The organism is Peptostreptococcus faecalis, from assembly GCF_900240845.1.
Lineage (GTDB): Bacteria > Bacillota > Clostridia > Peptostreptococcales > Peptostreptococcaceae > Peptostreptococcus > Peptostreptococcus faecalis.
In genome coordinates this window covers 272068-284062 of sequence record NZ_OERU01000001.1, presented here as the reverse complement: position 1 = coordinate 284062, position 11995 = coordinate 272068, and the positions used below count along the sequence as shown (strand labels likewise).

Here is an 11995-nt window from a genome sequence, read left to right as displayed (position 1 = left end):
AGTTTATAAAAAAAGAAAATAGGTGGATAAATATGAACAATGATATAGGTGTAATAGGACTATCTGTAATGGGGACTAATTTGGCTCTAAATATGGCAGATAATGGATATAAGGTTTCTGTTTTTAATAGAACTACTTCAGTTGTAGATGAAGTGGCAAGTAAGTATGAAAAATTGACTCCTACGTATAGTATAGAGTCTTTTGTAAATTCGTTAAAAAAACCAAGAGCAGTATTTTTAATGGTAAAATCAGGAAAACCTGTTGATCTTCTTATAGAACAGTTGATAGAAGTTTTAGATGAAGGAGATATAATAATAGATGGAGGAAACTCTTTTTATAAGGATACTATAAGAAGAGATAAGTATTTAAAAGAAAAGGGAATAAACTTTTTAGGAGTAGGAGTTTCAGGCGGAGAAGAAGGAGCTAGATTTGGACCCGCTATAATGCCAGGAGGAGATGAATCTTCATATGGTAGAGTAAAGGATATATTTGAAAATATATCTGCAAAAGCCTACGGAGAACCATGCTGCAAATTCGTATCTAAAGATGGATCGGGACACTACCTAAAAATGATACACAATGGTATAGAATATGCTGATATGCAGATGATAACAGAAATTTATACGCTTTTAAAGCACGTAGGTAAAATGGATAACGACGAAATACAAAAAGTATTTGAAGAGTGGAATAAAGGTGAATTAGAGAGTTATTTAATAGAAATAACAGCGGAGATACTAAAGGTAAAGACAGATGAAGGAGTGTATTTACTAGATAAAATACTTGATACAGCGTCACAGAAGGGTACTGGAAAATGGGTAAATATGGAAGCCTTAGAGTTAGGAATAGACGTATCTGTAATAACAGCTGCCATAAATGCAAGATTTATGTCTAGTATTAAATCTGAAAGAATAAAAGCAAGTAATATAATAGATTCTAATGTAAATAGTGTATCAATCGATAAGGAAGCGTTGGTTGAACTAGCTAAAAATAGTTTGTATGTTGCAAAGATAGTAGCATATGCACAAGGTTTAAAATTGATGGTTGAAGCTTCTAAAAAATATGATTGGAACATAGATTTATCAGAGCTAGTCAAGATATTTAGAGGTGGATGCATAATTAGAGCGAGATTTTTAAACGATATATCAAAAGCATTTAAGGATTCTGGAGAAGTTGACAATTTGATTATGACGGAATTTTTCTATAATGAAATAAATTCAAGATTAAAAGACCTTAGAAAATTGGTTTCTGCTTCTGTCAATGAGGGAATACCTGTAACAGCCATGTCAGCAGCCTTAGGGTATATAGATTCATATAGGACATCTGATTCTGGTGCAAACTTAATACAAGCCCAAAGGGATTATTTTGGAGCACATACCTTTGAGATGACTGACAAGGAGGGACATTTCCACTATGACTGGACAGGAAATAATGAATAATAAGGGAATGCTTATATTTGGGGGAACTGGTGATCTAGCGTATAGAAAATTGTTTCCTGCTTTATATAATTTACATTGCCTAGGTGAACTTCCTAGCAACTATAAAATTATTGGTATTGGAAGAAGAGAATATTCAAATAGCGAATATATTGAAATAGTAAAAAATTGGACAAAAGAAAATTCTAGGTTAAAATATACTGAAGATGATTTTTCTGATTTTCAAAAAAGAATTTCATACTATAAAATGGATATGAAAAATTCAGATGAATACATAGAATTGTCTACATATATGGATTCCCTAGAGCTAGATGGAGGCGTAATTTATTACTATGCAGTATCTCCAGAGTTATTCTCTCCAATTACAAAAGGTCTAAAAAAGACTAATATAAATAGAAAAAGTGCAAAAGTTATAATTGAAAAACCCTTTGGAGAAACTCTAGATTCTGCGAGAGAGATATATATGGATTTAAAGAAATATTTTAAAAAGGATAATATATATCATATAGATCATTATCTTGGTAAAGAAATGATTATAAATATAATGACCTTGAGATTTGAAAACTCTATTTTCAAGGGAGTTTGGAATAAAGATTTTATAGAAAAAGTAGAAATAAATGCGTATGAAACACTTGGTGTAGAAAACAGAGGCGGCTACTATGACAAAAGTGGTGCTCTTGCAGATATGATACAAAACCATTTATTTCAAATTATGTCTATCGTTGCAATGGAAGAGCCTGAAGATTCTTCAAGTGAGGCAATAAAGTCTGCACAGCAAAAAGTATTCAAAAAACTGAAAAAAATTAATTCTAAAAAAATTGATGAAATTTTAATGTTAGCACAGTATAATGGGTATAGAGATGAAGAGAGAGTGTCTAAGGACTCTACTACAGAGACGTATGCACAATTGAAGGTAGAAATAGAAAATGATAGATGGAAGGGTGTTCCATTTTATCTAAGAACTGGAAAAATGTTGAGCCAAAGAGAAAGCGAAGTAATAGTAAGCTTTAAATCAACATCAGAGAATGCACACAGAAATAATTTAATCATAAAAATACAACCTGACGAAGGTGTTAAGTTGAATTTCAATATTAAAAAACCAGGAACAAGTAATGTTATTGAAGAAGTAAACATGGATTTTTGTCAAAGTTGTATACTGGACAATAGAGAAAATACTCCAGAGGCATATGAAAGATTGATTAAATCGTGTATGGAATCTGATAGGAGCTTATTTTCACAATGGAAACAAATTGAATTGAGTTGGCACTATATAAATGACTTAATCGATTCGTATAAAAAGTATTCAAATAAATTATATTTTTATGAACCGGGTTCTAAGGGACCTATTGAAAATAATTAATATTTGTTCTGATGAGGGAGGAAAAAACATGAGTGAAAAAGAAATTTATGATATTGTTATAATCGGAGCAGGTCCTGGAGGAATGACTGCAGCAGTATATGGAGGAAGAGCGGAATTGAATACTCTTCTTTTAGAAAAGAACTTTCATGGTGGTCAGATAGTATATACAAACGAAATTGAAAACTATCCAGCTATACATGAAACAAATGGAATAAAACTAGCAAATGATATGTTAGAGCACGCTAAGAAATACGGAGCCAAAGTAGAATATAAGGGTGTTGATTCTATAGAAGTAATGGAAGATGGCATCAAAAAACTGATTTGTGGCGAAGAAGAAATATTGACTAGAACTGTTATACTTGCAATGGGTGCTACTTCTAGAAAAATAGGTTTGGATAGAGAAGAAGAACTTACTGGTAGAGGTGTAGGATATTGTGCAGTATGTGATGGCGGTTTTTATAAAGGAAAGGTCGTAGCTGTAAATGGTGGTGGAGACACTGCTGTAGAAGATGCATTATATCTTTCTAGAATTGCATCAAAGGTATATTTAATTCACAGAAGAGATGAACTTAGAGCAAGTAAGATATTACAGACTAGACTATTTGAAAGTGGAGTAGAAATAGTTTGGAATAGTACTGTTAAAGAAATCCAAGGAGATGATAAAGTATCTGCAATTGTTACAGTTGATAAAACAGATGGATTTGAAAGAAAAATAGATGTAGATGCACTATTTGTAGCGATTGGTGGAATACCAACTTCTGACCTAGTAAAAGGTTTGGTAGATCAAAATGAAAAGGGTTATATAATAACAAATGAAGATTGTGAAACAAGTGTACCAGGAATTTTTGCTATCGGTGATATTAGAGTTAAGTCTCTTAGACAAATAATAACAGCAGCGGCAGATGGTGCAATAGCAGTTCATGCAGCAGAAAAATATATATTAGAAAATAAGTAAAATAAATATTAAAAAGGGTACTCGAATTTATTGTTCGAATACCCTTTTATTTTTTTTAAAAAAAACTAATTTATAGCGTCAATAAGATATCTAAATGCTATTATGATAAGAATTAATCCACCTAAAATCTCTGATTTTGATTTGAATTTAGAACCAAATTTAAAACCAATATAAACTCCTATCGTAGATAGAGTAAATGCAGTTATTCCAATAGATATAGAAGCTACAGCCATATTTGCATTTAAAAATGCGAAGGATACTCCTACTGCAAATGCATCGATACTTGTCGCTATAGATAAAAAAATCATTTCCTTAAAGTGTAAGGACATTTCTCCGCTGTCCGAACAGAGATTATCTTCATCGTTTTTATTTTTTACAGACCCTATTATCATATTTAGAGCAATAATAAATAAAATAGCAAATGCTATCCAAGAACTGTAAGCATTTACAAATGAAGAAAAAGTAGATCCTAAATAATAACCTAAAAGGGGGAAAATAGCTTGGAAAAATCCGAAGTATAGACCTACTATAGCTGCGTTTTTCCAGTTCATCTTTTTTTGACAGAGCCCCTTAGATATGGAAACAGCAAATGCATCCATACTAAGAGCCACGCTTATACTAATTAACTCGGCTACTCCCAAGCCAATAGAAGCTCCAATTACAGCAATTAAGCTCATAAAATCATCCCCTTAATTTGAGCTAATATTTTCAGAGGCTGAGTTGCCTGAAGTCGAACCATTTGAAGATTCGCTATTTGATGTCGTGCTATTTGATGTAGCATCACCAGATGCTTTATTGCTTGAAGTCGAATCACTTCCTGCTGATTTATCAGTTTGGTTTCCAGTGACAGCATCAATGTAGATATCTTCCGTTTTTGAAGAAGAATTTTCTGGGTTTCCTAGAGTGAATTTATAAATATTTTTACCATTATTCGCATATAGAGTATAAGATAATATATGATTATAGTCTTCTTTTGAAAGAGAAATTGCTTTAGAGCCGGCTTTGTCTACATCTAAAACAGGAACAAAGTCTATAAAGTTCTTTTTCTCTTCAGCGCTTGCTGCACCTTTAATTTCTTTTTTTATAACATCACCTGATTTAGCGTCTACGGTCATTAAAATTTTTTCACCTTTTTTAGTCAATCCGTCTATTGAATAGATGTATTTGCTTTCCACTTCTGATAGTGTAATTGAGTAAACACTACTTGCTTTTTCAGATGTAGTAAGCCTTAGAATAGCCTGCTGTTGTGTGACAAATTTCATATTTCTTATATCAGAAACACTCTCGATAGATTCCTTATTAGATGCATTTTTAGAAGATGAACTATTGCTACATCCTACTGAAGAAAGTCCTAATATTAAACATATAGAAAGAACTGTTCCATTTTTAATGAATTTTTTAAAGTTATTACTAGATATCATTTTAATTTACCCCCATTAATATTTTATATCGGTTTGGTCAATATTACTATTATACAATAAAAGGTAAAATTATTGAAGATTTTTATTTCATTAAGACATGCACTAGCAAAAATACGAATGTTTTTTATAAAATTTTTAAAAAAATATGTTTTTGTTAAATACATTTTCATGGACTTTTGATTTTTTATATGTTATAATCTATAGGTAATAAGCAGTGTTCTTATGGGAAATTTTGTTTGTTGCGATATAAAATTTCATATCCATATTGAGCGCTATTTTTTTTTGGATAATGATTAATTAATTATATTTAGGTTGAGAAAGGAACAGTTTTATGTTAACAGCGATTACTGGAATAAACTGGGGAGATGAAGGAAAAGGTAGGATGGTAGACCTACTGTCAGAAGATTACGATATTGTTATTAGATTCCAAGGTGGAAATAATGCAGGACATACTGTAGTCAATGAAAGAGGTGAATTTATATTAAACCTTTTACCATCTGGAATTTTACGTTCAGATGTTGTCAATGTAATAGGAAACGGTGTAGTTGTAGATATCAAGCACTTAGCTGAAGAAATGAATAAATTAAAGGCTGCGGGAATTGAAATCACTCCTAATAACCTAAAAATAAGTGATAGAGCAATAATAGTGATGCCTTATCATGTTAGACAGGACTGTCTAGAGGAAGAAAGACTTGCAGATGCTAAATACGGTTCTACTAAAAGAGGAATTGGGCCAGTATATGGCGATAAATATATGAAAAAAGGATTAAGAATGGGAGAACTTCTTGATTCTGAAGAAGATCTTAAAAATAGATTAAAAGGAATAATTGAGTGGAAGAACTTAACTATAGAAAAAGGTTATGGGGATAGTCCTGTAGACTTTGATGAAATGTGGGCATATCTAAAAGAATATGGATCAATAGCAAAAGATTTCGTTTGTGATACAGGCGTATATTTGAATGATGCTCATAAAAATGGTAAGAAGATAATGTTTGAAGCACAATTAGGTGCTCTTAGAGATATTGATTATGGTATATATCCTTTCACATCTTCATCTTCAACAATTTCTGCATACGCACCAATAGGAGCAGGTGTACCTAATTTAAAGGTTACTAACTCTATTGGAATAATGAAGGCATATTCTACTTGTGTAGGAGAAGGTCCTTTTACAGCGGAAATGTTTGGAGAAAAAGCTGAAGAACTACGTAAAGCAGGTAATGAATATGGAGCTGCTACAGGTAGACCAAGAAGAGTAGGTGGATTTGATGTCTTAGCATCTAGATACGGTGTAATGGCTCAAGCAGCGGATGAGATAGCACTTACAAAGCTAGATGTACTGTCATACTTAGAAGAAATTCCGGTATGTGTAGGATATACATTTGAAGGAGAACTTCTAAAGGACTTCCCAATAGGAGAAAAACTTTTCAAGGCTAAACCTGTTTATGAATATAAAAAGGGATGGATGAAAGATATTTCTGGTTGCAGAAAAGTTGAAGAATTACCTCAGGAAGCAATTGATTATATTAAATACCTAGAAGAAGCTGTTGATTGTAAAATAAAATACGTTTCTGTAGGTCCAGAAAGAGAACAATATATAGTAATGAAGTAATATGAAAATATAGTTGATTTTAGGAGGAAGTTGATGAAAAATAGATATGAATCACCATTAAGTTCAAGATATGCAAGTGATCAGATGCAGGAGTTGTTTTCTCCAGACGTAAAGTTTAGAACATGGAGAAAATTATGGATAGCTTTGGCAGAAACTGAAATGGAGTTAGGGCTTGATATATCACAAGAACAAATTGATGAATTAATAAAATACAAAGATGATATAAATTATGATGTTGCAGTAGAAAGAGAAAAAATAGTTAGACACGATGTTATGAGTCATGTTTACGCTTATGGTACTCAAGCTACAAAGGCAGCAGGAATAATACATTTAGGTGCTACATCTTGTTTTGTAGGGGATAATACAGATTTAATAATAATGTATGATGCTCTTGAGTTAATCAAAAAAAGATTAGTAAAAGTAATTGCCACTTTATCTAAATTTGCAGATGAGTATAAAAATTTACCTACTTTAGGATTTACACATTTTCAGCCTGCACAGCCTACTACTGTAGGAAAAAGAGCAACTCTTTGGATTCAAGACTTTTTACTAGATTTAGAAGCTATAGAAGACTTTTTAAAGAGAAAGAGATTAAGAGGAGCTAAGGGTACTACAGGAACTCAGGCATCTTTCTTAGAGCTATTTGATGGAGATTATGAAAAAGTAAAACAAGTTGATAAAATGGTAGCTAAGAAAATGGGATACGATGATGTATTTGCAGTGACTGGTCAGACTTACTCTAGAAAAGTAGACAGCCAAGTTATAAATATATTGGCAGGTATTGCACAGTCTGCTACAAAATTTTCAAATGATATAAGACTTTTACAAAATTTAAAAGAAGTAGAGGAACCATTTGAAAAAAATCAAATTGGATCTTCTGCAATGGCATATAAAAGAAATCCAATGAGAAGTGAAAGAATAGCTTCACTTTCAAGATATGTGATAGCAGATATGATAAACCCTGCTATGACAGTTGCAGGACAATGGTTTGAAAGAACTTTAGATGATTCTGCAAACAAGAGAATATCAGTACCAGAGGCATTTTTAGCAACTGATGCGGTATTGAACCTTTGTGCAAATGTAAGTGATGGATTAGTAGTATATCCAAAAGTTATTGAACAAAGATTAATGAAAGAACTTCCTTTTATGGCAACTGAAAACATAATGATGGATGCTGTTAAAAAGGGTGGAAATAGACAAGAACTTCATGAAAAGATCAGAGTACATTCACTAGAAGCCGCAAGAGTGGTAAAAGTTGAAGGTAAAGAAAATGATCTAGTAGACAGAATAGCTGCAGATAGCGACTTTGGAATTAGTAAAGAAGAAATTCTAGAAGTTTTAAAACCAGAACTATATGTTGGTTGTGCTCCTATGCAGGTTGATGAATTCTTAGAAAATGAAGTAAGACCAGTATTGAAAAATGAAGAATCTATAGATACAGCAGATATAAATGTTTAATCGTTTATGCCAGATGTTGTTAGTAAGTAGATAGATATTGTTAATTCAAAGGCATAATAATTTTAATTTATAAAATTATTATGCCTTTTTTGTAAAATTATAAAAAGGAGTTGATCATATGAAAGATTTTAAAGTAGCAGTTTGCCAGATTAAGACTTGTGATAACAAAAAGAAGAATATAGAAAAAGCTATAAAAATGATAGAAGAAGCAGCACAAAACGGTGCGGAGTTGGTTGTATTGCCAGAAATATTCAATAGCCCTTATGACAATAAAAGTTTTCCCGTTTATGCAGAAGTTTATCCAGGAGAAACTTCACTAGCTATGATTGATGTGGCTAAAAAATGCAAAATTCACTTAGTGGCGGGTTCAATTCCAGAGCAAGAAGGAGATAAGATTTACAATACATCTTATTTTTTTGATGATGAAGGAAATTTATTGAAAAAGCACAGAAAGATGCATCTATTTGATATAGATATAGAAGGGGGGCAATATTTTAAAGAAAGTGATGTTTTGACCCCTGGAAATGATTTTAGCGTTGTAGATACGAAATTAGGAAAGATAGGAATGGCTATATGTTATGATGTAAGATTTCCAGAATACTTTAGAATTTTAGCTTTAGAAGGGGCAGAGTTAATTGTACTGCCAGCTGCATTTAATATGACTACAGGTCCTGCTCATTGGGAAATGTCAGTTAGAATGAGGGCAGTAGATAACCAGGTCTATATGATAGGAGCATCACCTGCAAGAGATGAAAAAGCTAACTACGTATCATATGCAAATTCATTAATTGTAGATCCTTGGGGGAAAGTAATATCATCAGCCAGAGAATCAGAAGAAATAATATACGCACAAATAGATTCAAAGCTAGAATCTGATATAAGAGATCAGCTACCTTTATTAAAACATATGAGAAAAGATAAATATGCTATAAAATATTAGAATTTAATAAATGCTTTTAAAAAAATATATATAGTGTTATAATATCGGTAAAAGATATTCATTTAAAAATATAATTTAATATTATATTTTATACATTAAGGAGGAGTTATTTTGTTATCAAATAAAGAGATTAAAAAACTAAGTATAAAACAACTTTCTGGAAAATGGGGAAAGATGGCATTATTGACACTTTGCATATTCTTGATAGTTGTAATTTTGGGTAGAATTCTAGCTAAGATACTAGGTGAAACTTCAATGATAGCACAAATTGTAGTATCTATAGTATCATTTCTTTTAAGCATAGGAGTGCTGAAGGTTAGCTTACGTATAGCAAATGGAGGAGAATTTAGCTTAGAAGAGATGAAAGCAAATTCTAGAGTATATCTAAGAGGAATATTTTTAAGTATAATAAGAACTATAGTACAGTCAATACCTTATATAATATTCTTTACTATAGCGATATTCGCTGTTCTTTCTATGACTTTTACAAATATAAGTGCTGGAGTAAGTAGCCCAGAAGGAGCGATGTTCAATGAGATTATGGGAAATATAGGGTTTCAACTAGTTATAGTAATTCTATTATTAATCATATTGACTACAGCCATTAGTATATTTATAGAAACTCTATTTTTTGCATCAACATATTTAATTGTAAGAGATCACGATGATATAGGTACAATTGATTCAATAAGCTATTCATTTAAGTTGATGAAAGGTCATAAGTTGGATCTATTCAAAATATACTTAACTTTTGTAGGTTGGACTATATTATCAGTAGTAACTGCATTTATAGGATTATTGTGGATTGTTCCATACATGAATATAACATTAGCAAACTTCTTCTTAGAAGTAATAAAAGATAAAGAAGAACTTGCTCGTGAAATGGGAGTTATTGATAGTGAATATGAACAGATATATAGAACGTACAAAGAAGATGTAACAGAAATAGTTGTTGATGAAGATACTATAGAAGTTACTCAAGCTATAGAAGACGAAGCAGATAAAATATCTGAAGAAATAGAAACAGAGATAAAAGAGGAAGTTGAAGAAATAAAAGATGAAGCTGAAGAAATAAAAGATGAAGCTGAAGAAATAAAAGCAGAAATTAAAGAAATAAAAGAAAAAGAAGATATTAAAAATAACGAAGAAGATAAAGAACAATAATTAAATTGATATAAGATACTTGAAAACACAGCTTTAGAGAATATCTAAAGCTGTGTTTTTTTTGTGAAAAATAAATTATATAGGAAAGTTAACTACACTCTTTTCCTTAAACTCATTTCTTATAAGATATAGGAATATATATTTATTTTATAATTTATGATAGAATATACTATAGAGTAATTGTATAAGAAAATAACATATTGTATAGAAAACATATTTTTAGTAGAATATATACAATTTGTATTATAATAAGTATTTATAATTTGGAGGTGCTTTTAAATGTCAGATGAAAAAATTATAGATTTTAAAAACTTACAAGAAAAAATAAAGGATTCTGATTTAGATAAATTTGAAAAATATATCTACAATATGTATGATGAAGTAGTATCAGGAAAAGTAAGTATGTTTGAATTTTCTAGCAAAATAGCAGATTACATGAAAGAAAACAATATTTCAGAAGAAAAATTTGTTAATATGCAAAAAAAATTAATGCAAAGATATGGTCTTGATCCAGATACTATGGAAGAAGAGATGGAGAGAATAAATAAAACCGTTACAGGAGAGAGAGTATTTAAAGGAAGCGAAGAAGCAATCGGACTAGATGCTATAAAAACAGGAAGAAAAATAAATTTTTATGAACGTCATAAAGATGATATAAAAGAAAAAAAAATACTTGAATATACACTGAAAACAGATAAAAACGATGTAAAAATATTATTAGAAAGAAATCAGATAACTCTTATAAGCGAACAAAAAATTGATTTAAGCGATCAAGAAATAAATCTCCTAATAGCAGATTATAGAGAAACTACAAATGAAAAGATTAAAATTTTAATTTGTGAAGCTAGTAATAGCTATTTTTATTATTAAAAATACACCATCGGTTAAAGTTTATTAAAGGTTTCTTTGGTAGAGTAATAGTAGACTTGTAACTTGATTTGTTTACTACTAAAAAGCAAATATTTCGGGGAAAAATAAAAATAACAGCTTGCTGAGAAAGGAGACTGCATTGAGACCTGAGAGTAAAGGAGGATTTCTTTATGAAATCTGGGAAATTATAAAAATCTTTGTAATGGCTATAATACTAGCTGCCGTTTTGGTTCAAGTGATTAGACCTACAAAAGTAGACGGACTTTCTATGTATCCTACATTGGATAATAATGACTATCTTATCATAAATAGAATTAGCAGATACACTGGTGTAAAAAGAGGCGATGTTGTAGTATTTGATAGCTCTATGCCAATTAGCTCAACAGAGAGTGAAAAAAGCGGAGTAAAAAAAGTGATAGATTTCATACTGCAAGATGACAGTAATACTAAAGACTTAGTAAAAAGAGTGATCGCTGTAGGTGGAGATCATATAGAAATAAAAAATGGAATAGTACAGGTTAATGGCAAAAAAATGCACGAGAAATATGTTTCCAGTGACAATTATACTGATGGGGATATAGACACAGTGGTTCCAGAGGGAAGTTTGTTCTGTATGGGCGATAATAGAATGAGGAGCTTAGATAGTAGGTATTCAGAAGTAGGATTTGTACCAGAAGATAAATTGGTAGGAAAGGTATTGATACGTTTGTTGCCATTGGAACATATTGGAAGTATAAAATAGAAAATAGCATCATAATTCCGAGTTGAATCATATCTGTAATTAT

At 31.0% G+C, this 11995-nt stretch carries 11 protein-coding genes; 9 read left to right on the top strand and 2 right to left on the bottom strand.

Annotated features, from left to right (window positions below; all coding sequences use genetic code 11):
• Nucleotides 1-32 precede the first annotated feature (32 nt).
• The 3 genes from gndA to trxB are packed head-to-tail and all read left to right on the top strand — an operon-like array spanning nt 33 to nt 3748.
• Nucleotides 33-1436 (top strand): NADP-dependent phosphogluconate dehydrogenase, encoded by a 1404-nt coding sequence (gndA, locus tag C0982_RS01375; RefSeq protein WP_101772456.1) that lies wholly within the window; start codon nt 33-35, stop codon nt 1434-1436.
• Nucleotides 1411-2793, top strand: coding sequence for a glucose-6-phosphate dehydrogenase (gene zwf, locus C0982_RS01370; RefSeq protein WP_330399748.1), 1383 nt, complete (start codon nt 1411-1413; stop codon nt 2791-2793). The genes gndA and zwf overlap by 26 nt, the downstream gene beginning before the upstream one ends.
• Nucleotides 2794-2821: 28 nt before the next feature.
• On the top strand, nt 2822-3748 hold the full coding sequence (trxB, locus tag C0982_RS01365; protein ID WP_101772455.1) for a thioredoxin-disulfide reductase: 927 nt from the start codon (nt 2822-2824) through the stop codon (nt 3746-3748).
• Between the two features lie 65 nt (nt 3749-3813).
• Here trxB and C0982_RS01360 read toward each other — a convergent pair whose 3' ends face one another.
• A complete protein-coding gene (locus C0982_RS01360; protein WP_330399747.1) occupies nt 3814-4425 on the bottom strand; it encodes a manganese efflux pump MntP in 612 nt (203 codons plus the stop codon).
• Nucleotides 4426-4437: 12 nt separating this feature from the next.
• Nucleotides 4438-5169 (bottom strand): PepSY domain-containing protein, encoded by a 732-nt coding sequence (locus tag C0982_RS01355; RefSeq protein ID WP_101772454.1) that lies wholly within the window; start codon nt 5167-5169, stop codon nt 4438-4440.
• A gap of 331 nt (nt 5170-5500) precedes the next feature.
• On the opposite strand from C0982_RS01355, the gene C0982_RS01350 reads away from it, so the two are divergent.
• The 6 genes from C0982_RS01350 to lepB all read left to right on the top strand — a co-directional run bounded on the left by C0982_RS01350 (nt 5501) and on the right by lepB (nt 11952).
• Nucleotides 5501-6778 carry an adenylosuccinate synthase gene (locus C0982_RS01350; protein ID WP_101772453.1) on the top strand — a complete coding sequence of 426 codons (1278 nt, stop codon included), beginning with the start codon at nt 5501-5503 and terminating at the stop codon, nt 6776-6778.
• A gap of 33 nt (nt 6779-6811) precedes the next feature.
• Entirely contained in the window at nt 6812-8236 is a 1425-nt protein-coding gene (purB, locus tag C0982_RS01345) for an adenylosuccinate lyase (RefSeq protein WP_101772452.1), read from the top strand.
• A gap of 118 nt (nt 8237-8354) precedes the next feature.
• Nucleotides 8355-9176 (top strand): carbon-nitrogen hydrolase family protein, encoded by an 822-nt coding sequence (locus C0982_RS01340; RefSeq protein WP_101772451.1) that lies wholly within the window; start codon nt 8355-8357, stop codon nt 9174-9176.
• Nucleotides 9177-9287: 111 nt separating this feature from the next.
• On the top strand, nt 9288-10340 hold the full coding sequence (locus C0982_RS01335; RefSeq protein ID WP_180946838.1) for a DUF975 family protein: 1053 nt from the start codon (nt 9288-9290) through the stop codon (nt 10338-10340).
• A gap of 279 nt (nt 10341-10619) precedes the next feature.
• On the top strand, nt 10620-11210 hold the full coding sequence (locus tag C0982_RS01330) for a DUF3867 family protein (protein ID WP_101772449.1): 591 nt from the start codon (nt 10620-10622) through the stop codon (nt 11208-11210).
• Nucleotides 11211-11328: 118 nt separating this feature from the next.
• Nucleotides 11329-11952 carry a signal peptidase I gene (gene lepB / locus C0982_RS01325; protein WP_278336024.1) on the top strand — a complete coding sequence of 208 codons (624 nt, stop codon included), beginning with the start codon at nt 11329-11331 and terminating at the stop codon, nt 11950-11952.
• Nucleotides 11953-11995 lie beyond the last annotated feature (43 nt).

Bases quoted from the DNA above. Each gene is read 5' to 3' on its own strand.
- gndA (WP_101772456.1), top strand. From the start codon at position 33: ATGAACAATGATATAGGTGTAATAGGACTATCTGTAATGGGGACTAAT.
- zwf (WP_330399748.1), top strand. From the start codon at position 1,411: ATGACTGGACAGGAAATAATGAATAATAAGGGAATGCTTATATTTGGG.
- trxB (WP_101772455.1), top strand. From the start codon at position 2,822: ATGAGTGAAAAAGAAATTTATGATATTGTTATAATCGGAGCAGGTCCT.
- C0982_RS01360 (WP_330399747.1), bottom strand. From the start codon at position 4,425: ATGAGCTTAATTGCTGTAATTGGAGCTTCTATTGGCTTGGGAGTAGCC.
- C0982_RS01355 (WP_101772454.1), bottom strand. From the start codon at position 5,169: ATGATATCTAGTAATAACTTTAAAAAATTCATTAAAAATGGAACAGTT.
- C0982_RS01350 (WP_101772453.1), top strand. From the start codon at position 5,501: ATGTTAACAGCGATTACTGGAATAAACTGGGGAGATGAAGGAAAAGGT.
- purB (WP_101772452.1), top strand. From the start codon at position 6,812: ATGAAAAATAGATATGAATCACCATTAAGTTCAAGATATGCAAGTGAT.
- C0982_RS01340 (WP_101772451.1), top strand. From the start codon at position 8,355: ATGAAAGATTTTAAAGTAGCAGTTTGCCAGATTAAGACTTGTGATAAC.
- C0982_RS01330 (WP_101772449.1), top strand. From the start codon at position 10,620: ATGTCAGATGAAAAAATTATAGATTTTAAAAACTTACAAGAAAAAATA.